Consider the following 20,751-nt stretch of genomic DNA (forward strand, 5'->3'; position numbering starts at 1 on the left):
TGGCCGCCAACCCGATGGACCGCATCGACACGGTCAAGGTGCCCAAGAACCTGCCCCGCCCCGCCGCGGCCGACGTCGCCAAGGTGCTGGCGGTGATCTGCTCGCGGCGGCCGCGCAAGGAGACTCCGCTGGACCGGCTGCGCGACCGGGTGCTGTTCGAGACCGCCTACGTGTGCGGCGCCCGCGCCTCGGAGGTGTGCGGCCTGTACGTCGAAGACCTGGACCTGCGCCTGGACGACGAACACGTCCGCATCCACGGCAAGGGCGGCAGCGTGCGCACCGTCCTGCTCGACGACCGCGGCTACGTCACCCTACTCAAGCTCTACCTGGCCCGCGCCGGCTACACCGCCGGGCCGCTGTTTCGCGCCTCCATCAACGGCCGCGGCGGGCCGCTGTCCTACGACGCCGCCCACCACCGCTGGCAGACCTACTGCGCGCAGGCCTGCGTCGAGATCGACATCCACCCGCTGCGCCACGCCCACGCCACCGAACTCATCAACGCCGGCGTCTCCATCGAGGCGGTGCGCCGCCGCCTCGGACACGCCTCCACCGAGACGACGCAGCTGTACGCGCTACTCGACGACAAAGTCGCCGACGCCGAGATCCGCGCCGCCCGACGCCGCCGCGACCGAGCGGCGCGTTGATCGCACAGTTAGCCATCTCCAAGTTCAGGCGGCTTTGAGCAGGGACAACGCAATCGCGTGTACCTGGTGACAGCTTCGTTAACGGCAGGCCGACGCCTGCCATGCCCACGTCCAGGACCTGTCCTAGATGGTGGACCACGGCCCGTACTCGGCGGGCAGATCCCCCATGGATTGACAGTGCGAAAGCGCCACATCACCGCGTTGAAGTGGTGCCGCAGATTCGGGGTCGGGCCTCGCTCGCCCAAGGGCAGGTGAGGCTCGAACAAGGACCATTCCTCGCCAGTAACGTCTCCACGCGCCATGGCGATGGCCTACCCGGACCGCATACTAGAGCGCAGGCGATCCCTCTGATCTCAACTTTAGAGCCGTTCGGTTCCCCTGCTGGTACAGTCCAGTCTCACCCCCGCCCGAGACCTCCTACCTGACGACTGGGGGCACTTCCGGGAAGTTGGCTCCGCCAGCGCGCCACGTCTTACCCATCGGGCGATCAACGCTTAAGGGAGTCCCTTGTTGATCGCGGCAGCTAGGCTGGTCCAAGCCTGCTGCTCGTCGGCGGTGAGGTCGGCCCAGCCGTGGGCAGGCAGCCAGCGGAGGAACGCCTTGACGAGCTTGTACTTGGAGAAGCCGGCGCCGACCTCGGCCTTGAAGACGTCGACGATCCGGCGGGCGGGTTGTGCTGCAGCGGTCGCCGTGACGTCCCAGCCGAGTTCGGTACGCGCGATCTCGACGAGGGTGTCGCGCAGCAGGTCCTCGATCTCCGGGCCGGTGACCGGACCTTGGTAATGGTCCTTGGTTCGCAGGATCTGGTTGGATTTGAGCAGTCGGACCAGCTCGTCCTGGGTGGCCGCCTTCTCCCCGGCGGCGTCGGAGTCCAGGAGCGCGGCGACTTTGAGGCGCTGGCTGTGCAGCAGGGTGCAGTAGTAGACGACCTTGCTCGCGCTCTGGGCGGGCACGATCGCGACAGTGTCGCGCACGGTCGCCATGTCGGCCTCCCGCATGGTCGCCGCGATGCCCTCGATCAACCACATGTCGGTGAGACCCTCGACGACGAGGTTGCGGCGCTGACTGAACATGCTCTGCGCGAGGTCATAGCCAAGAGCGGCCTGCAACGGGAACACCGAACGGGGGTCGTCGGACACCAGGTTGCTGTGGACCTTCGTGCCGATGGCGCGGTCCGTCATCTCCACCAAGCGCACCATGTGCAGTTCGTCCGAGCCAACCATGAACGGCGAGTGAGTGGTGTAGATGATCTGGTTGTTCTCCGCCAGTTGCGACACCGTGGAGCGGAACTCGCGCTGCTTGAGGGCGTGCAGGTGTAGGCCCGGCTCGTCCAGCAGCAAGATGGCGTTGTTCAGCTTGCCCTTGGCCTGGGCGTGGAAGACCACGAAGAAGCTGACCAGCCAGCGAAACCCTTCGCTGCGCTGATCGAGCTCGACCTCAACCCCAAGGTCGTCGACCACGACGACCTTCAGGTACTGGCCGTCGACGACCAGCCGCAGCTGCAACTGCTCATCCCCCCACACCTTGCGGATCATCTTGGTGAGCAGAACGCTCGCGGCGTTAAGCTCGTACTGCCTCTTGTCGCGTTGCGCCTGCCAGGCCTCGACCTGCTCGCGATAGGCGGCCATCTGGTTCTGGTCATTCTGGTCTGCTGGCAACCCAGGAGCTGGCCGACTGTCCAACTCCGACAACTCCTTGGCAGTGAAGCCCAACAGCTCCAGCAGGCACAGGTTCCCGAAGTCGTAGTCGCGATCCATCTCCCCACTCGCCTGACGCTGCGCCAAGTTCGCCAGATGGATCCGGGGCCGCACCGTGAAGTACTGCGAGTAGTAGACGAACACCGGCACCCGAGAGCTCAGAACCTGCCAGGCCTGGTTCCGGATGCCGTGATAGCGGACTGCTGCCCGGATGCGATCGAACTGGGCCTCGGCCCTGTCGTTGTCCTCATCGATCACGACGAGCGCACGTTCCAGCCAGCCGTCGAACTGGTCGGCCAGGGGTCCGTGCAGCATCTTGGAGTCGGAGACCCCGACGAGCATCTCGTCGACCTCGGTGACCAGCTCGGCCCCGCCCTCTCGGGACTTCAGGTGCGCCTTGAGCCTGGTCAAGTCCTTACTCACCGAACCGAGGCTCTTGGCCCAAGGCACGCCTGGCAGGCTCCACCGGCGTGCATTATCCAGGTAGCGAGTCAGAACCAAGGTAGTAGCGTCGGCGAAGACTCTTGCGTCGACCGCGTGCAACGCGGCCAGGTCATCGGGTTCGAGCGTAAAGGTCGTCTCGGCGACCTCGACGTCGCTGGGGTCGTGCTGCCCCCTGCTGATCTCGGTGTAGCGCGAGCGCGGGTAGTCGCGCAGCGGATCAAGCCCAGCGCCCTTACCGTCCGGGGGATTGATCGTCTGGAGCGCCAGCAGCAGCGCGGTCTTGCCCGCCTCGTTCGCTCCGACCGCGATGGTCTTATCGACCTCGACGTCGAACGAGGTTGAGTCGTGGACGGACCGGTAGTCACGGATCCGAGCTGCCGCAAGCTTCATTGCCGCAGACCTCCCGCCAGATGACGAACGCCAAGGCTACTGAGAATACGCCCGTAGTCACGCATGTTCTCCTCCGTCATCAGCCCCCATGACCGCGACGCACTCAACCAGTGCGCCTCACGGGGGAAGACCCAGCCGAGTACTACCAGGTCCCTGGCCGCGCAGCCCTGGCGAGCCTGGAGAGGCAGCGAACTAGCCGCCATCCTGGGCATCGAGAACGTCAACAGCCTCCGCGTCCAACTCTCCCAATGGTCCCACCGAGGGTTACATCAACAAGATCGGAGCAGCCCTGTATGGCGCCATAACCACGAGCACTTCAGTCTTTGCCAGCAGGCTCAAAGGGGCCGCCCAACGTCACCCCAGCAGGCCGATCCTCACCTCCAATGCCTCCCGACCCGGCCCGGCCCGGCGCTATGCGTGCTCCGACGGCGGCGCGTCACCTGCACTCCGTTCGCCTGAGGCCGGCACGCGATCGGGTGATGGGTCGGCCGGTACGGTCGCGTCTGGGCTGCAAGGACGATGATCCGCGACAGGGTCAATGCGGTCGGGGCGGTGTGACGAGTCCTGGGCGCGCAGTAGGGCTTGCGTCACGGCGGCGGCGGTGACCGCCTCTTCACGCTGCTGCTCGGCCGTTTTCAGAGTGCTGGTGACGTGGGCGAGTTCGGCGCGTAGGCGGTCGATCTCGCTGTCGGCTGCGGCTGCGACCTGTTCGGCGGCCGTGCGACCGTGCTCGGCTACGGCCGCCGCGGTGACCGCCTGCTCTCGCCGCTGTTGTTCGGCAGCCAACGTCACACGGAGCCGATCGGCCTCTTCGGCGCGCGCTGCCGCGGTGCCGCGAGCCTGCTCGCGCTCCTGCTCGACCTCGCGGATCCGGGCCTCCTGCTCCTGCCGCTGTCGGCGGAGGTCGGCGAGCTCGCGTCGCCCGGCGTCGGCCTGCTGCTCAAGTTCGGCGAGCCGGGCGGCCGTGGCGGTGTGCAACTCGGCGAGCTGGTCGAACCGCTGCCGGGCGGCGTCCCGGTCCGTCTCGGCCCGGTGCTGCTTGGCAGCCGCGTCGGCGGCGGCCTGCTCGGCTTGGGCGCGTGCGTTTTTGTGCTCGCCGACCTGTCGCCAGGCGTCCTGCTCGCGTTCCTCGGCACGGTCGCGCGCACTCTCGGCCTGTGAACGCTTCTGTTCGGCAGCGGCGATCCGGGCAGCGGCGGTGTTGACGGCGGTCACGGCGCGCTGCTCGGCGGCCGCCGCGGCGGCGCGGGCCTCCTCGGCGGCCTGTTCGGCAGCCTCGACCTGGGCCAGCGCGCCGCTGCTCAGCTCGGCGAGCTGGGCGCGCAGCGCCTCCTGGGCGGCCTGCCACTGCTCGCCGGCCGCCAGCAACGGCCCGAGCAGATCCTGGGCGCGCAGCAGCGCGTTCGTCACGGGGGCGGCGTGCACGGTGGTGCGCGCCCGGTAGGCGGCCGCTCGGCAGGCGTCGCTGCAGTACTTGGCGCGGCTGCTGCGCCCGGGCAGGGTCTTGGCGCAGCCGGGGCCGGCACACCGCGGCTGCGCCATCATTCCGTTCGTCCCGCTATCGGTCTTGTCGTCATGTTCGGCCGGTACGTCCGCCAGCACAGTCTCCTGATCGTTCGCCATAAGGAGCAGAGTAGCGTTCGCAGCGTTCGATCGCAGCAATTCCGGGCGCTCGCAAACGCATAGGTCGAGTACTCTGACCCGTGATAACCTTCCTTATCGCGGGTCAGAATCGCGGCGCCGGACCGGTGCCGAACGGGCCACGAACCGGGCGGGAGACGGGCGTGCACGACGAGCAGGAGACGTTGCCGGCACGAGCGGCGGGGGAGCGCCCGCCGATTTATGCGCTTCCAGAAAATACGGCGCACGAAGGCGGGCATACCGCCGCGGACTACACGCTCAGCGCGCGCACCCAGGAGCGGATCGCCGATGGCGTGCCAGCCAACACGCGGCGCGCCTACGCCCGGCAGTGGGCCCTGTTCACCGCCTGGTGCGCCGAGCACGGTCGCATCAGCCTGCCCGCCACCGCGCACACGCTGGCCGAATACACCTCCCGGCTGTGCGAGGCGGGGCAGGCCCCGGCCAGCATCGAACAGGCCATCGCCGCGGTGCGCACCATGCACCGCCTGGCCGGCCACACCGGACGGCCCGCCACCGACTCCGCCCGCCTGGCCCTGCGCGCCTACAAGCGCCAGCGCGCCGAAGCCGGCGGCCGCGGCCAGCGCGAGGCCCCGCCCATCACCATCGACGCGCTACGCGCCATGGTCTCCGCCTGCGACCTCGACACCCCCATCGGGCGGCGCGACCGGCTGCTGCTCGTCCTCGGCCTGGCCCTGATGGGCCGCCGCAGCGAACTCGTCGCCCTCACCCGCGACGATGTACGCGAGGTGCCCGACGGGCTCGAAGTCACCATCCGCACCTCCAAGACCGACAAGGACTCCACCGGCGAGACCATCGCCATCCCGCGCGGCACCCACCCGCTCACCGACCCCGTCGCCGCCTGGCGCGACTGGCTCTCCGTCCTCGACCAGGCCCGACACACCTCCGGGCGGCTGCTGCGCCGCGTCAACCGGCACGGCACCATCGGCCCCTCCCTCAGCGCCGACGCCGTCAACACCATCGTGCGCGACCTCGCCGTCCGCGCCGGCGTGCCCAGCGCCGACACCTTCACCGCGCACAGCCTGCGCGCCGGCGGCGCCACCGTCGCCTACGCCGCCGGCGTCCCCGTCGCCGTCATCGCCAAGCACGGCCGCTGGGCGCCCGCCTCACCGGTCGTGCTGCGGTACATCAGAGCCGTCGACCGCTGGCGCGACAACGCGATGCGCAATGTAGGGCTTTGACCAGCAAAAACGCAGCAGCAGTGGCAGACCACGGGGCCGCGCCTCTTTCCTCAGGCGAGTTCGTCTGCCGTAGATGCTGCGTGGGCAGGAGTTGGACAGCGTAGGGATGGCGGTGCCCCGGGACGCATGAAACAGAGGCGAGCCCGGGGCTCATGCCTCCACGCTAGCAGCCAAGATCCGGCTCGGGGGCGAAGGTCGTCACAGCTCCGCTGGGCGCCCTGCGCACCCATGGCCTTGCGATACATCAGAGCCGTGGACCGCTGACGAGACAACGCTATGTGCAAGGTAGGGCTCTGACCAGCCAGTACCCGCAGAACCGGGCCAGCCTTGGCGCGCAACCCCGATCATGCGTGAGGCGGCGGGCACCAGGCCCCGGCCCTGTTCATGACCAGGTTCACTGCAATGGAGCTGACCAACCGCTGCAATCGCCTGACGTAACCGCTGGTGGGGCCATCATTGGTCACGAGGCTTGCAGTGCTGATGCGTCACAGCCTTGCACTGCCCACAGTCCGCAAGCGGGCGGGAAATCGGCTGACTTCGTTGGCCACATCCCTCGCAGCAGGGGGGGCCGGAGGAGCAATTCATGCGAAACGACGCAGAACCCCTTCGGAGAGCGTTCACCGTCGCGGGCGGTCAACTACCGAGCCGCGATTGACTGGCAGGCCCAAGTAGGAGAGGAAACAACCGCTATGAGCGGCTTTGTCCCGCCTTAAGTGCTGCAATCAGCTGACCAATCCACTGAAAGGGTGTGGCGAACGCCCATGAAATTTACGTGGCTGGTCCCAGTTTCCGCTGTCAACAACGCTGCGCTTCACACCACCAGCCCCAAAGTAACGGGGCAATCCGCACCAGCAGTGGCGCTCCGAGATTCTTCGCGCTTCACCATAACTTGCGGGAATGTTGCCTTCTCGCAAGTTACGGCGAACCGGCCTTGCTGCAGCGGATCCTAATTTTAGATTTCTATTTTCTAGAAAATCAAAAATGGTAAGCTGTCGCAGTGACTGTTGAGAGCAGCGTGGTGACGCCTTGTAAGCACTGCGGAGCGCCGATCGAGCAGCGGCGGGGGAGAGGGCGCCCCAAGGCGTACTGTCCCGAGAAGGACTGTCAGGCAGCTGCCAAACGAGAGCGGGAGCTGCGGCGGGCCACGCCGGGGCTCGAGGGGGCCCTGGCCAGGGCCGAGCAGTTGTACGACCGGATGGAGAGCGGGCTGGCGGCTGCCATCGAGCCGCTGGCGCGAGCGCTGGCCGAGGAGCTGAGCCCGGCGGGGGTCGAGGCGAAGCTGAGCGCGGTGCAGGCCGAGGCGCACACGCGGGTCGCCATCGCGCGCACCGAGCGGGAGCAGGCATTCGAGCAGGTACGGCTGGCGCGAGAGGCCGCCGAGCACGCCCGCAGGCAGACGGCCGAGATGCGGGCGCGTCTGGAAGAGGCGGAAAGCGAGCGGGAGACCGCGCTGGAGGATGCCGAGCGGGCGAGGGAGCAGGCGCTGGCGGCGTTGCGGGAGGCGGCGAGCACCGAACGGCAGGCGTTGCAGACGGCCGAGGAGGCGCAGCGGCGCGCGGAGGCGGCAGAGCATCGGGCCGAGGAGGCGCTCCACCAGGTGGAGCTGGCGGAGCGGGCCAGGGATCAGGCCGTTCAGGAGCTGGCCGAACGGGCGGAGTTGGCGGAGCGGCGTGCCGCCGAGGCTCGGGCGCAGGCCGTACAGACTCAACAGGACGCCGATCAGGCGCGGGAGGAACGTGATCGAGCCCGGGACGAGACGGCGGCGGCCGTGCGGGCGCGCGAGCAGGCCCAGCGGGAGGCGGTCGGCGCGCAGGCCCGCGCCGAGGCGGCGGCGCAGGAGCGGGACCGGGCGGTGGAGCGGGCCGTCATGTCCGAGCGCGCGGCGGCCGAGGCAGAGCGGGATCGAGCGGTGGCGCTCAAGGACGCCGCTCGGGCGACGGCCGAGGTGGAACGGCTGGAGGGGAAAGCGGCCGAGGACTCGGCAGCGCTGTCCCGGGAGCGGAAGCAGGTGTCCCGGGAGAAGTCGCGCGCTGACGCCGCGGCGAAGGAGCAGGATCGGTTGCTGGGGGAGTTGAGGCTGGAGCGGATACGGCTCGAGGACATGCGGGCGGAGCTGGAGGCGGTACGGGCGGAGGCGGCGCAGTTGCGGGAGCGGGCGGTGGCTGCCGAACTCCGTTCCTCGTCATAGAACCCTGGAGGGGCTTCCGATTTCCGGGCTGGGGGACGAGAGTGCCCCGCGTAGATGAAATGCCGAGTTCCTTGGCACCACATGCGGCACCGGCCGTGGACCGGTCAGCACCATGCGGGCGGCTTCGTCCTTGAACTCCTGGCTGAATTGTCGGTCAGAGGCGCGATGGCCTTCCGGAGCTGCCCCGCCGTCCAGGCGCGCCGGCCCATGGTGTCGGTGACGGTCTTCCATGGCACGGTTGTGGTCCGCGCCATCTCGCCATCGCTGGTCTGGGGCTCGGCCACGCACCCGAGCTGCCGCTCATGGGCCCTATGCCGCCGAACGGAGCTCCGGTAGCAATCGGGATCATCCATCTCTGACTTGCAGGGATGGCGCAAGAGGGTGCGATGGCCCTGCGCGGTTTGTCGTCAGTGGATCGCTTGGTCGCGGCGTCGGCGGGCGGCCTCGATGAGCTCGGTGGCGTGGGCATGACGCAGCTGGTGGATGTCGATCTCGACATCGGCGGCGGCACAGTAGCCCTGCCGGTGCGCACGCTGCTGCCCTTGCCGCGGATGCGCACGCGCTCATCGTCCAGCGGCAGGTCCTTACGAGGCCGCCGGGTGCAGATCGCGGCCAGGACCTTGGCGACGGCGGCCGCCGTGGCGGGACCCTGACGGCGGCGGTGCCAGGCTGAACAGGTCTACGCCCATTTGACCGCGACGATGTTCCGCCGCGAATACCGGAGAGGCACTCCCTGACCGGTACCTGTGGTCAGGCCGTTCAGGGGATGCGCCGTACGGTGTCGGTGACCTTGCCGTTCTTCATCTCGGCGGAGAGCTTGAACGAGCGGGACTTCACCTCGGTAGAGAACCAGCGGACGCCGCCTGGACCGTCCGCCGGGCCGAGCGGAAGCTCTGCCGAGGTGCCGTCCGAGTAGCTGATGCGCACCTTACGTACTCCGGTCCCCGCGAAGCCGATGAGGATGTTGTCGCTGGGCAAGTCGAGCGCTCCAACATCATGCATGATCGTCATCGGCACCCGGCCGTACTGCGGCTTCCAGCCGAAGGTCCCGCCGCCGCCATCCACGATCTCGTCCCGGCGGGAGAGCACGCGGAGCGCGGACGTGAAGGTTCCGTCCCGCAGTCCGGCGCTCATGGCCCAGGCCCGTTCGACGTTCCTGCCGTGCGTGACGACACGCAACGGACGGTTCTCATCGTCGACGGGCGGGAACAGAAGATCGGGAGGGTACTCCAGGATCTGGCCACGCGCCCGCTCGACGGCTTCAGGGCCGGCCGGGCGCAGACCTCGTACGAACGCGTCCACCACGTGGTCGTCCAGCCCCAGCGCGGACACCTTGACGATCACGCCGTTCTCCCGCCAGAGCCGGATTTTGGGCGTCATGAGGGCCCGGTCCTGGTGCACCCAGTCCAGGCTGAGCGATCCGCTGGACAGCAGGTCGCCACCCGCCAGGCCGGTGGTGCCGCGGATCTCCCGAGGCTCTCCCATGACCGTGGCACCGGCGAGAACCGCCATGCCGGCATCGCCGGGCAATTGGCTGACGGAGACTCTGGCGCGCGCCTGTCGGTTGGTCCAGACCTGCTCCGTTCCGCCGAGTTCCGCCTGCCAGTTGCCGATCGGCAGCGAACCGGTCTTGACGAGGTCCAGTCCCTGCGGCAGATGCGCGGCGTCGATCCGGGGCCGCCGCAGATCCGCTGCCACTCCGTTGGCCGCCCTGATCAGCTCGGCATCCGACAACCCGTGGCCCAGCACCGCGAACGACTCGAAGTCCTGACTCGTCTTAACCGGCCAGCTGATCCAGCGGTGCTGTCCCGCACCGCCCATGGTCGCCTCGTGCTTGTCCAGCTTGATCGGCTTTCCAGCGTACGGCTGCTCCCAGTTGTACGGCTGCTCCCAGTCCTCCGACTCTGTTACCAGGACGGCCAGCGTCCTGTCGCCGAGTGCGTCACCTTCCGCGTACGCCGTGATCGGATCCTGCTCGGTGTCCGATGTGACGATCTGCTCCAGATGGAGATCTCCTGGCTGCTCCGGCAGAAGCAGCGCCGCAGAGGCCGCCACGTCGCCGCCGCATCCGGCGCTCAGGACGATGAGGGCAGCCGCCAGGAACACGCGGAAGGATCTCATGCAGCCTTTGACGCGATCTCCCATATGCGAGTTCCCCAACAGATCAGCCGTGATCGGTATCGGCAAATCACTGGACGGTCTGACGTCTATCGGCCGAGGGGTGTTTGGCGGCTCATCGCACAGTTCTCAACGGCACCCCACGATCGTGGTTCTTCCAGGGTTCGGGGCATCAGGGGTTCAGCGCGAGGATCTCGGCGGCGCGGGCGGCGGTCTCGTAGGCCCATACCGCTGGGATGGTCTTGGACGGCGAGCTGAGCGCAGTGCTGCAAGAGGCCGCAGAACGGGGAAAGGGGCTACACCAAAGGGGCAGAACGCCTGCGGCGGCGACCCCGGCGAAGGCGGGCATGGCGGCGGGGACGGGCGACGCCGGATACGCCGTCGGCGCCGGTTCCGGCTGACGGTGCAACCGCGCCTACCTGCGCCGACGCGGGATCAGGACGGTCATCCCGGAGAACACCGCGAACGGTGGGCGGATCTGGGACAGGCCGTCCCCGGTGGAGTCCACGACGTGAACAGATTTGTGGTGCCGGTCCCGTTCAGTGGCCTGGGTGGTGAATGCCACCGTAGGCGATGGCCGCAGGCCACAGCGCTGGACGCCGACGCACCTGCGCGTCCTGGCACAACCGCTGGGCCTGCTGGGGCAAGGTGGGCCGTGGCGCTGCAGTTTCGAGGGCCGCGGCAGCAGCCGGGGGCGTCGAGCAGGGGCCGGCCCCGGCTCCTATGGTCCTCAGGGTCGCCTCGCGACGACGGCCGGTTCCTGGGACAGGAGGAGATGGGCCAGCGATCGCCTGGCGGGGCAGTCGGGGAGCACCGCGAGGCGGGCCGCCGCCTCGTCCGTCAGCCGCCTGATGCGGGCCGCGACATCGGCCGCCATGCTGGTACGTGCGCAGCGCCGTACGAGGCTCTCCGCGTCCAGGCAGCCGTCGCGCAACCCGGGGTCCTCGCGCATGGCCAGCAGCAGGGGGAAGCTCGGGACCTCCTCCTCCAGGTCCGCCCGGGCGTCCCTGCCGAGCCGATCGATCCCGCCGAGCAGCCGGGCGGCGTCGTCGGCCAGTTGCAAGCACAGGCCGAGCCCCCGGCCGATCTCGCGCAGCTCGGCGGTGACGGCATCGGGCGCGCCCGACGTACGGGCGCCCAGCTCGCAGGCGGTGGCGAACAACGCGCCCGCACCTGAATGCGCCGCGCTCTCCAGCCGCTCCTCCGGCGAGCAGCCACCCGCTGCGCGCAATTCCCGCATCCGGCCCACGCACGCCGTCTCCACCATGCGCGCCAGTTCGGGGACCAGCTCGCCGTCCAGGCACAGCCGCAAGGCACGGGCAAGCATGACGTCGGCGGCGAGCACCCCGAACATCGTCCCCCAGTTCGGCCGCGCGTCGGCCTCCGGACAGGTGAGGGTGCGATCCGGGGCGCTCGCGTCTGTGACGGAGCGGTGGGGGATGCTGGACTGGGCCACAGCGGCCAGCCCGGCCAGCTCCAGTGCGGCCGCGAGCGAGGTCAGGCCGGGATGGGCCCGGTCGCCGAAGCGGGCGGCCAGCAGCACCATCAGGGCGGGCCTGATCGACACCTGGAACGCGCCCGACGACAGCACCGGCAGTCTGGTCAGGAACGGCCAGTCCGAGCGCACGGTCGCCGCCAGCATCTCACCCACCTCGACCAGCTCCGAGGCCAGGCAGAGCTCCGGGTCCAGCAGGGGGCGGGCGTCGGTGAGCACGCCCGGCGACCCGAACCCCACCATCCCCTCGGGCGCCAGCGCCGCCCGGCGGACGAGGGCGAAGATGGGGCGTTCGCTGTCGAACGTGTCGTCGAGGACGTGCCACACCAGGCGGTGGCGCTCGGCGGTGTGCCGCCCGGTCTCGAAATACCCCTGGAAACGGCTGCCGAGGCGGCGGGCGTATCGGGACAGCTCGTGCGGCCGGCCCGCGGCGAGCTGCTCGTCGATGACCTCGGCCGCCACTTTGCCCGACTCCAGTGCGAAGCTGATCCCCTCGCCGGTGAACGGGCTGATCATCCCCGCCGCGTCGCCCACCACGACCAGCCCGGGGGCCCAGCACCGCTGCGGGGAGAAGTCGAACCGCATGGGAGCGCCGCGCCATGGGCCGGCCTGCCGCATCCGGCGAAACCGGGGGTCGGTGGCGCGCAGGTGCTCCATGAAGGCGGTGAAGAGGTGGTCGGTCCGCGCGTCGTCGGTCCGCTCGATGAGGCCGATGCCGACGTTGGCGGACGTCGGACCGATGGGGAACGCCCAGCCGTAGGAGGGCAGCCAGCGCCGCGAGCCGGTGTCCGTGAGCGGCGCGGTGAACTCCAGCAGGTCGTCGAGCCCCTCCACGTCCTCGACGTAGGCGCGCAGGGCGTACCCGAGCCGTCCTGGCGGGGTGGCGGTGAGCCCGGCCTGCCGGGACAGCGCCGACGCGGCCCCGTCGGCCGCGACCACCACGGGCGCGCGCAGTACCTCACCGCCCGACACGGCGACCCCGCGGAACGCCCCCGCCTCCTTGATCAGCCTGCCGGCTCGCACCCGCTGCCGGAGCGACGCCCCTGCGGACATGGCGAGCCGCACCAGGACCGCGTCCAGCCGCGCCCTGGGCAGCACGAGCCCGCCCCATTCCGGCTCGTGCTCTGGGGCCTCGGCGTCGCGGAACTCGCGGGGAGCGTGGCCGCGCATCGTCACGCGGAGTCCGCGGACCCGCCAGGCGTCCGGGAGCAGCTCAAGGGCGCCCATCTCGGTCAGCAGCTCCACCCCGGCCTTGGTCACCGCGTCGCCGCAGCTCTTGTCACGCGGGAACGCGGTCCGGTCGAGCAGCACCACCCGCCTGCCGCGCCGGGCCAGATGGTAGGCCGCGGTGGCGCCGGCGGGACCGGCGCCGACCACGATCACCTCGGTGTCCGCTGCCATATCAGACAACGAACGGGGAGGTCATCGCCGGGGTCGCCGCACGGGCGCTGCCGGCCGCACGCAGGGCTCTGGCCAGCAGTCGGCCGCGTTCCGTCTCTTTCGAGGTGAGGGCGAGGACGGTTTCGACATCTGAGGCGGCGGGCCCGTTCAGGAGGGTGTTGAGGCAGGCGATCCTGGCCGGACCGTCCAGGGTCGCGAGCTCGTGGCCCACCGCGTCGATCGCCTGGTCCAGCCGGGCGCGTTCAGCGGGGGACGCGGCGGCGTAGCGCGCCGAGGGACTCCCGGACTCCGCGAACGCGGGGAAGAGCGCGGCCACCGTCTCCTCCAGAGCCTGGACCGTGCGTAAGCGCTCGGCACTCAGCGCCGCTGTGCTCGCTTCGGCCGGGCCGACGGTGCCGGCCGCGGCCAGGGCCGTGCCGCCGGCCAGGAGGCCCGCCGCGCGGATGAACCCCCTGCGGTTACGTGGTTCCTGAGGCATCGCCGTCTCCTTACTCTCTTGATGGGGGCCTTGGCGGGCTCGGTTTCTCAGGGCTCGGTTTCTCAGGGCTCGGTTTCTCAGGGCTCGGTTTCTCAGGGCTCGGGTTCTCAGTGAGCTCGGAGCACCACGTAGGCGGCGAGCTGGATCATCGTCCGCCTGGCCGGGCCGTCGGGCAGGCACAGCGCGGCCGACACCGCCTGTCTGGAGTAGTCCTCGGCTATGGCGGTCGCGTGCTCGGCGGCCCCAGAGCCGAGGATGAGGTCGCGGGCCTCCGCCAGGTCCGCGTCGGCGGGGTCGTCGAGCGTGAGCAGGGCGCGGAGCCGTTCGCGATGGGGCGAGTGCGACAGCGCCACGAGCGTCGGCATCCCGTACACGCCTTCCCGCAGGTCGGTGCCGGGACGTTTGCCGAGGCCGCGGGCCTCGGCGGTCAGGTCGAGCACGTCGTCCACGGCCTGGAAGGCGAGGCCGAGCGCCCTGCCGTACAGGCCGGCGGCCTCGCAGACCTCCTCGCTCGCGCCGCCCAGCGCGGCCCCGGCCCGGCACGGCAGCTCGAACAGGGCCGCCGTCTTCTTCGCGGCCACCTCCAGATAGCGGGCAAGCTGGTGGTCGGGGTTGTAGGCGTTCTCGGTCTCCTGGAGCTGGCCGAGGGCGAGTGCGAGCACGCCCTCGCCCGCCCACCGCGCCACCCGTGCGTCGAGCCCACCGAGCAGGCCGATGGCTCGGGCGAAGATGAATGTGCCCGCGGTGACCGCGACCGCCTGCCCCCACCGGGCGTTGGCCGTGGGCGCGCCCCTGCGGGTCTCGGCGCGGTCCATCACGTCGTCGTGGTAGAGCGTCGCGACGTGCAGCAACTCGACGGCCGCCCCCGCGCGCAGCAGCGCCTCCTCGTCGGCGGTCCCGCCGTCGAGGTCGGCCGCGAGGAACAGCAGGGTCGGGCGCAATCGTTTGCCGCCGTGCGCCAGCAGGTGGCGGGCCACTTCGGACAGCTTGGCGTCCGCGCACGTCAGCAACTCGTCCAGGTACGCGTCGAGCCGCGCGAGCCGCGCCAGGCACGGCTCGTACATCAGCCAGGCCCCGTTCACCCGCGGAACTCGCCGGTCACGGTGAACGAGATGGGCACCCCGTCCACGAAGCGCGGCCCCCTAGGCATGTCACTGTCGTCGGCCAGGTACACGACGATCCCGTAGGCCCGCGCACCGACGCGTTCCGGATCGGCGACGACCACGCCGACCCCGTGCCCGACCGAACGCGGGTACTCGCGGTCGATCAGGTTGCCTCGCTCGGCCAGCACGCGCCGGGCCGTCGCCAGGTCCACACCCTTGTCGTACACGGGACCTCCACTGGTCGCGCATCCCGCCGAGACCGCGATCGCCACGGCGACGAGCATCGTTCTCCGCTTCATGGTCAGCCGCGGTACGGGTCCGCCAGGTAGCCCACCTCGCCGAAGAGCGTGATGACGAGCTGGTAGATGCCTGGATCGTCCAGCATCGCGATCAGATCGCTGGGCTTCTTGCCCACCTGGCCCTGGACGATGCCGTAGAGCACGTCGGCGGCGTTCGCCTCGTCCTGAGTGAGGTAGTGCTTCAGGCTCGCCAGCGCCGCCTGCACGTCGGCCAGATGGGCGCTGGTGAGCTTCAGGTCCTCCCTGGTGGGGTCGGCCACGGCCAACTTCACCTCTCCGAGATACCGCGTGTAGAGGGCCTGCGCCAGGGCCCGGTCGCCCGGCTGCACCTGCGTGTCCTCGCCGCGCCGGAACAGCTCCACCTGGTTGACGTACACCATGTCGATCAGCCAGCGGCCCAGCTTGGTCTTGGCGAGGTACTTGTCCCTGGCGGTCCGTACCAGGTCGCCCTCCTGGCTGAAGGGGATGCCGGTCAGGCGTTCGGCGGTGGCGAGGAACGCGCACGAACCGGCCTCCGTGCATGGCACGGAACCGTAGGTGGCTCCCACGGGGACCCGGCAGATGATCGAGCCCGAGTCTCCTGGACAGCCCATGACGTTCGCGGTGATCTGGCCGACGAAACGAGCGACCTTCCCGCCTTCTTCGTAATTGACGTTCACGCTGACGTCGATCTCCATCAGGGTGCGCCTGGTCACCTCGGTCGTTCGGCCGGACTTGGCCACCGAGATCTTGTAGGGCTCCTCGCGCTCAGCGATCTCGGTGTAGCCGGCGGGATCGAGGAGCTCGACGTTGAGCCGGTCCAGGACGGACTTGATGGGGTTCATGATCGTACGGACGCCGCTCCCCGCGAACAGCAGGCCCAGTGCCGGCTGCGTCCTCGTGGGGACCTTGATCACGTTCGGATCGCCCATGACCTTGTTCACCACGTCGTTGCCGTTGATGACGTGGGCGATGGCGGCGTCGACGTGGTTCGCCCCACCGGAGAAGTTCATCGGGACGAACCTGGCCAGGGTGGCGATGGCGCCACCGGTGGGGACGTTCTCGAGGAGGCCGGGCTGGACGATGGAGTCGCCGATCTTCGCCCGGTTCAGGTCGGCTATCACATGGTTGTTGGACAGGATGGACAACTTGTTGCCGTTGGCCTTGTCGCGGACGAGGCAGCCGAACGTGCCCGCCGCGTTCTGGGTGGCCAGGCTGATGCTCACGCCGGCCGGGGCCGGGCGGATCCGCTGGGTGTACGACAGCGCGTGGAACGGGCCTGTCTCCACCACGTCCACCTCGACGGTGACCCCGTTCACCTCCATGGTTCTGGGCAGCAGGCGCTCGGGGGGCAGCTCTTCAGCGGGGAGCTTACGGACGACGTAAACGACACAGGCCGGGGTGGTGAGCCGCACCCCCGCCGTTGACCTGCGCCCGAAGCCACCGCCGACGATGTTGCGGTCGCCGCGACCGATGATCTGCTGGAGAGCGGCGCCGGAGCTGCCGCGGGCTTCACTGAACGACCTCGGTGTGTGGGCCATGCCGAAAAAATACGAAAAACGCTGATCTTCGAAATCTCCCGCAAGTTGGACCTTTGACGTCAACTTTCGCGGTACGGCGGGCCCCGCCTCCACCTACGGCCGTATGCGTGCCGCCCCATGCCAGGCCGGCCGCGGCTACTCGGGGTGCCAGTAAGAGGTGCCGCCGGAATACGGCAGAAACGGGCCGGGGGCCGAGGTAGTTGCTGATCAGCGGATTGGCGTCGACGGCGTAGATCGGTCTGCAGGCCGCGCCGGATGAGCACGGGACGCAGGGCGAGGATGTCGGCGACGGAACGGAACAGACGGGCTGCGTCGGCGATACGGATGGTGTCGCCGACGGCGGCCTCGTGCAGGAGCCGGGTGAATCCCGCACGGTCCAGGGAAGGTAGATGCGGTCGGCCATGCCCGATCGTGTCCCTTCCCAGGTCGGTTCTCGATGGCTTCCTGGTGGTGGCGTGGCTGGCCTCGCCCGTACACGCTGATGATTTCTGACGGTGGAGATCTCTACGCTGCCCCGTATGAATCGTGAGCGGATTCTCCTGACCCATCCCGGCACCTCGAAGCCCAAATATCTGGAGCTCCGGGCCGACGGGGTCGAGCTGCACCGCAGCTGGTGGACCGGCGCCGCGAAGCCTCAGGAGCGCATGAAGTCGTTCGGCAGCGGGCGCGCGGCACGCGAGGCCTTAGAGAAGATCGTCACCGAGAAGATGCGTGACGGGTACGCCGTGCTGCGTGACGTCGCCGCGACCGAGCCGGGCGACGTCGTCGTCCAGTGCGCGACGCCGGCGACCAACGGGATCGTCGCGTTCGCCCTGCACCCGGACGGCGGCACCCTCGCGGTCGCCCGCGGCATTCCTGACCGGGTCAGGCCGCAGCTCGGCTCCGAGGTACAGACCGTCGACTTACGGACCGGCGCCCGCCGGGTGGTGTACGCCGATGCGTCGCGGAACTCAGCGGTCCATGACATGGCGTTCGAACCGGACGGATCGCACCTGACGTTCACCGTCCGGAACACGAGCAGCGGGGGAGACACGAGCCACACGGTGGCACTCACCACCGGTCACGTTCAGCGCCTGCCCCGCACCCGCTTGGGCCGGGACGCCGTCGCCGGCCGGATGCTGGTGGCCGACGATCACACGTTGCGCGTGCTGGACCCGGATGGCCATTCGTGCCTCGATCTTCCGGCGGGCGAGCCCTCGCGGACCGGCGCCGCCGCCCTGTCTCCGTCGGGCCGGCTCGTCGGCCTCATCCACCACCCGGACAACCGCGATACGGAGTACGGCCTCGAGATCTGGGATGTCGACACCGGCCGGCGAGTGCTCGGTGCCCCGCACCCCTTACCGACGAGAGCCGATAATGCCCATGGGCTCGGCAAGCTGATGTTCGACCGGACAGAGCAGCTTCTTGTCGCGAGCGGTGAGACGTGGGGATGCTGCGGCGTCTCAGTGGAATCCGGTGCCTTGTGCTGGACGATCGAAGACAGGTTGGCTGACGTCGCGCTGTCACCCAACGGCACCCGGCTCGCCGGCGCCCGCATCCAAGGCCCGGTCGTCGTTTATGACGCCGCGACCGGACAGCCGCTGGAGCCGCGCTTCGTCGTACCCGGCGAGCCATCACTCTATTACCGCACGGTTGAGTTCTCCGCCGATGGCCGGCTTCTGGCGGTCGGCGACCACCCCGGCCGCGTCACGGTGTTCCGGTTCGACGGCCTGGAGTTCACCAAGCCCGGCGGCTGACCGGAAAGGAGGGGCGGAACCGTGGTTCGGATCCGATTGGATCGACGGCCCATCGATGCAGGTCAGGGCCGGGTTCCTGAGGGGATCCGCCGATGGAGGCGGAGTCGACCGATTCAGCCCCCCGCTCTTCATTCGACAGGTATCCAGACGATCATTCGCCATACCGATGCGGCGTGTCGAGGGAGATCACGGGTGTGTGGGTGGTCCTGACGAGAGCAGGCGGCGCAGGGCGGCTGACTGCCGCCCGGTTCAGCTGAGGTGATGTCGACATCCGATCCGCTGAGTCGGGACATAGCGGTTCACACGGCGCTGTATCGATCCCGTGCCGTGCCGTGGAGGTGTCCCGGGGGGAGCTTGCGGCCGTAGGCGACCAGCAGGAGGTCCTGGGCGGTGCCGGTCAGGGGTGTGCCGGTGCCGAAGGACCAGTCGAGGTCGTCGGCGCGCAGTTCGACGCCGTCGAGATCGGCTCCGAAGAATTTGAGGGTTCGGGGAGTGACGTGCTCCAGGAGGAGGCGCACGCGGTCTTCCGGGACGCGCCGGTCGATGCCGAGTGCGACGGTGATGTCCAGGCTGTGGATCACGTCGTGGCCCAGGGCGGCCGCGATGCCGCCGACCGGTGGTTTCCAGGGATGGTCCGCGTTGTCGCGGATCGCGCTGACCAGCTCGGCCGTGGACAGGGTGGCCGCGTCCTGGCGGGCCCGCCGGTCTGCCATCCGGTTGACGTCACCTCGCGCCTTGATGAGTTCGAGCACCATCCTGGGCAGCGGGTAGCGGAATCCCATCGACATGTGAGCCGTGACCTCTCGTACGCGCCATCCGGCGCACAAGGTCGGTGCGTCCCACTGGGCGGGTGTCAGGCTGTCCAGCATCGCCGCCAGTTCCCGGCGCTCAGTCGCGATTGCGGTGGTGATGTCCATGGTTCTGCTCTTTCTTGGGAGTTCAGTGCACCTGCTGGCCGTTGCGTGACAGGGTTGGCTCGCTGCGATCAGCGGTGGCCAGGACCAGGCGGGCGATCAGTTCGGCGTGGTCGGCGGCGAGCTGAGCCGCCCGTGGACATGCCGAGCACATTCATCATCACGCCGTCCGTTCTGCCAGGTGGAGGGCGACGGTCAGAGCGGCACCCAACTGGACGGCGACCAGCTTGCGCAACTCGATCGGCAGGCCGGGAGGGTCCGCTTCGGCCTGGCCGTACCACGTCTCAAAGCGCTCGGCGAGCAGGCGTCGCTGCTCGCGGATGGCCGGCGTCAAGTTGCCGGCTGCGATCTCCGCGTCGAGCATGCGCAGGAATGTCCCGAGTAGGCGCAGCCGCATCAGGTGCAGCATCTGGCGGTTGCCGAACTCCTCGGCGACCGTGGCCGGGCGGTCGAGATCGGGCACTGTCTCTTCCAGTTCGCCGAGTCGGCGGAAGGTCTCCAGCGTGTTCTCGGTCGAGCGGCGGAACGGCGAGCGCACGCTCAGGTCGCCGGCGACAGCCCGCATGCCCGCCTGGATCGTGTCGATCAGCTCACGCCTGGCCGCTGCGCCCTCGGCGAGGAGCTGCCCGTAGGTGCGGCCGGTTGGGCTCTGGTCGGCCACCCGTTCGTCGGCCCAGGTGGGCACCTCGGTGACCAGGTGAAGCGCGCCGAAAGCGGCCGCGTAGTCGGCGCTGCTGCCGCCCGCGCCAAAGACCTTGCCCACCTGCGACCCGGGCGGGGTCAGGTAGACGGCGGGGATGATCGGTTCGGCGCCGGGCAATTCGGGCTCGCCATGGTGCAGGGGGAGGGTCTCCAGGCCAGGCAGGGCGGCCAGCCGCTGCGCCAGCATTGCATCGTGGCGGTCGAGGTAGAAAAACGCGCCCTGGTACTCACCGTTGTGCAGCGAGCAGACCAGCGACGGGCGTACCTCGTCCATGAGGCGCATCAGCGCCTGTGTTTCCGGCAGCGGGCGGTCGAAGCAGTAGTCCCCCGTGGTCAGGGGGAAGGTCCATTCGACCTGGTCGGCCAGGTCGGGGCGGTAGAAGTGCTCGGCGTACGCGCGGCGGTCCCCGGGTCTGCCGTACCAGCCCTCGTTCAGCCGGGCGCCGTCCGGGTCCGCACACGCCACGACGTGCCAGCGAAAGCCGAGCTCCGCCTGGAGTTTCGAGTCCTCGCAGAGCAGTCTGATCAAGGTGAGGGCGGTCAAGGCCCCGACGGGCTCGTTGGGATGCGGGCCGGCGATGACCACCGCGTCCGCCGGGCCGTCGCCGACCGTGAGAGCGTGCAGCGGCTCGCCCAGCCGGGAGGCGCCGATACGGCGGGGCCGTACCCGGTTGGGATGGGCGGCTGCCAGCTGCCGCAGCTCGGCCTGGAGCGCGTCGACGGACGGGAACACGGCACAGCCGGGGACGTGGCTCATGTACTCAGCAACGTTCATAACGGGA

Annotated in this window: 15 protein-coding genes; 5 read left to right on the forward strand and 10 right to left on the reverse strand. The window is 69.4% G+C overall.

The genetic code is table 11. The features are described 5' to 3' along the window. Window positions 1–14 precede the first annotated feature (14 nt). The gene (locus tag AB0J64_RS34045) at window positions 15–644 is read left to right on the forward strand and encodes a tyrosine-type recombinase/integrase (protein ID WP_364036332.1); all 630 of its coding nucleotides are present in this window, start codon (window positions 15–17) and stop codon (window positions 642–644) included. Window positions 645–1,138: 494 nt separating this feature from the next. Here AB0J64_RS34045 and AB0J64_RS34050 read toward each other — a convergent pair whose 3' ends face one another. Continuing rightward, window positions 1,139–3,175 (reverse strand): AAA family ATPase, encoded by a 2,037-nt coding sequence (locus AB0J64_RS34050; RefSeq protein WP_364036218.1) that lies wholly within the window; start codon window positions 3,173–3,175, stop codon window positions 1,139–1,141. Between the two features lie 411 nt (window positions 3,176–3,586). After that, window positions 3,587–4,798, reverse strand: a complete 1,212-nt coding sequence (locus tag AB0J64_RS34055) for a hypothetical protein (protein WP_364036221.1) — start codon at window positions 4,796–4,798, stop codon at window positions 3,587–3,589. Between the two features lie 161 nt (window positions 4,799–4,959). Between AB0J64_RS34055 and AB0J64_RS34060 the strand changes: the two genes are divergently transcribed. From AB0J64_RS34060 to AB0J64_RS34070, 3 genes are all read left to right on the forward strand, one after another. Continuing rightward, entirely contained in the window at window positions 4,960–6,015 is a 1,056-nt protein-coding gene (locus AB0J64_RS34060) for a tyrosine-type recombinase/integrase (protein ID WP_364036224.1), read from the forward strand. A 997-nt stretch (window positions 6,016–7,012) separates the two neighbouring features. Beyond that, entirely contained in the window at window positions 7,013–8,203 is a 1,191-nt protein-coding gene (locus AB0J64_RS34065; protein WP_364036227.1) for a hypothetical protein, read from the forward strand. A gap of 410 nt (window positions 8,204–8,613) precedes the next feature. Beyond that, window positions 8,614–8,856: a hypothetical protein gene (locus AB0J64_RS34070; protein ID WP_364036230.1), complete on the forward strand. Its 243-nt coding sequence runs from the start codon at window positions 8,614–8,616 to the stop codon at window positions 8,854–8,856. Between the two features lie 106 nt (window positions 8,857–8,962). Here the strand turns inward: AB0J64_RS34070 and AB0J64_RS34075 are convergent, their stop codons facing one another. The 6 genes from AB0J64_RS34075 to AB0J64_RS34100 form a co-directional block, all read right to left on the reverse strand. Next, window positions 8,963–10,324 (reverse strand): hypothetical protein, encoded by a 1,362-nt coding sequence (locus AB0J64_RS34075; protein ID WP_364036233.1) that lies wholly within the window; start codon window positions 10,322–10,324, stop codon window positions 8,963–8,965. Between the two features lie 727 nt (window positions 10,325–11,051). Further along, window positions 11,052–13,217, reverse strand: a complete 2,166-nt coding sequence (locus AB0J64_RS34080; protein WP_364036236.1) for a geranylgeranyl reductase family protein — start codon at window positions 13,215–13,217, stop codon at window positions 11,052–11,054. A gap of 1 nt (window position 13,218) precedes the next feature. After that, complete coding sequence (locus AB0J64_RS34085; protein ID WP_364036239.1) at window positions 13,219–13,695, reverse strand: hypothetical protein; 477 nt, start codon at window positions 13,693–13,695, stop codon at window positions 13,219–13,221. Window positions 13,696–13,802: 107 nt separating this feature from the next. Continuing rightward, window positions 13,803–14,777 carry a polyprenyl synthetase family protein gene (locus AB0J64_RS34090; protein ID WP_364036242.1) on the reverse strand — a complete coding sequence of 325 codons (975 nt, stop codon included), beginning with the start codon at window positions 14,775–14,777 and terminating at the stop codon, window positions 13,803–13,805. Further along, window positions 14,774–15,097: a hypothetical protein gene (locus tag AB0J64_RS34095; protein ID WP_364036245.1), complete on the reverse strand. Its 324-nt coding sequence runs from the start codon at window positions 15,095–15,097 to the stop codon at window positions 14,774–14,776. The genes AB0J64_RS34090 and AB0J64_RS34095 overlap by 4 nt, the downstream gene beginning before the upstream one ends. 2 nt (window positions 15,098–15,099) lie before the next feature. After that, on the reverse strand, window positions 15,100–16,617 hold the full coding sequence (locus tag AB0J64_RS34100; protein WP_364036248.1) for a hypothetical protein: 1,518 nt from the start codon (window positions 16,615–16,617) through the stop codon (window positions 15,100–15,102). 518 nt (window positions 16,618–17,135) lie between these two features. Here AB0J64_RS34100 and AB0J64_RS34105 point away from each other — a divergent pair. Then, window positions 17,136–18,353 carry a hypothetical protein gene (locus tag AB0J64_RS34105; protein WP_364036250.1) on the forward strand — a complete coding sequence of 406 codons (1,218 nt, stop codon included), beginning with the start codon at window positions 17,136–17,138 and terminating at the stop codon, window positions 18,351–18,353. A gap of 299 nt (window positions 18,354–18,652) precedes the next feature. Here AB0J64_RS34105 and AB0J64_RS34110 read toward each other — a convergent pair whose 3' ends face one another. Beyond that, entirely contained in the window at window positions 18,653–19,270 is a 618-nt protein-coding gene (locus AB0J64_RS34110) for a maleylpyruvate isomerase family mycothiol-dependent enzyme (protein WP_364036253.1), read from the reverse strand. Window positions 19,271–19,427: 157 nt separating this feature from the next. Next, complete coding sequence (locus AB0J64_RS34115) at window positions 19,428–20,744, reverse strand: M14 family zinc carboxypeptidase (protein WP_364036256.1); 1,317 nt, start codon at window positions 20,742–20,744, stop codon at window positions 19,428–19,430. Between the last annotated feature and the right edge of the window lie 7 nt (window positions 20,745–20,751).

Origin of the sequence: Nonomuraea sp. NPDC049695 (assembly GCF_040674955.1) — a bacterium.
In the GTDB taxonomy this organism is placed as follows: Bacteria; Actinomycetota; Actinomycetes; order Streptosporangiales; family Streptosporangiaceae; genus Nonomuraea; species Nonomuraea helvata.

Coding starts and splice junctions, on each gene's coding strand:
- AB0J64_RS34110 (WP_364036253.1), bottom strand. CDS start 19,270: ATGGACATCACCACCGCAATCGCGACTGAGCGCCGGGAACTGGCGGCG.
- AB0J64_RS34080 (WP_364036236.1), bottom strand. CDS start 13,217: ATGGCAGCGGACACCGAGGTGATCGTGGTCGGCGCCGGTCCCGCCGGC.
- AB0J64_RS34105 (WP_364036250.1), top strand. CDS start 17,136: ATGAATCGTGAGCGGATTCTCCTGACCCATCCCGGCACCTCGAAGCCC.
- AB0J64_RS34085 (WP_364036239.1), bottom strand. CDS start 13,695: ATGCCTCAGGAACCACGTAACCGCAGGGGGTTCATCCGCGCGGCGGGC.
- AB0J64_RS34115 (WP_364036256.1), bottom strand. CDS start 20,744: ATGAACGTTGCTGAGTACATGAGCCACGTCCCCGGCTGTGCCGTGTTC.
- AB0J64_RS34045 (WP_364036332.1), top strand. CDS start 15: ATGGACCGCATCGACACGGTCAAGGTGCCCAAGAACCTGCCCCGCCCC.
- AB0J64_RS34100 (WP_364036248.1), bottom strand. CDS start 16,617: ATGGCCCACACACCGAGGTCGTTCAGTGAAGCCCGCGGCAGCTCCGGC.
- AB0J64_RS34055 (WP_364036221.1), bottom strand. CDS start 4,798: ATGGCGAACGATCAGGAGACTGTGCTGGCGGACGTACCGGCCGAACAT.
- AB0J64_RS34075 (WP_364036233.1), bottom strand. CDS start 10,324: ATGAGATCCTTCCGCGTGTTCCTGGCGGCTGCCCTCATCGTCCTGAGC.
- AB0J64_RS34095 (WP_364036245.1), bottom strand. CDS start 15,097: ATGAAGCGGAGAACGATGCTCGTCGCCGTGGCGATCGCGGTCTCGGCG.
- AB0J64_RS34050 (WP_364036218.1), bottom strand. CDS start 3,175: ATGAAGCTTGCGGCAGCTCGGATCCGTGACTACCGGTCCGTCCACGAC.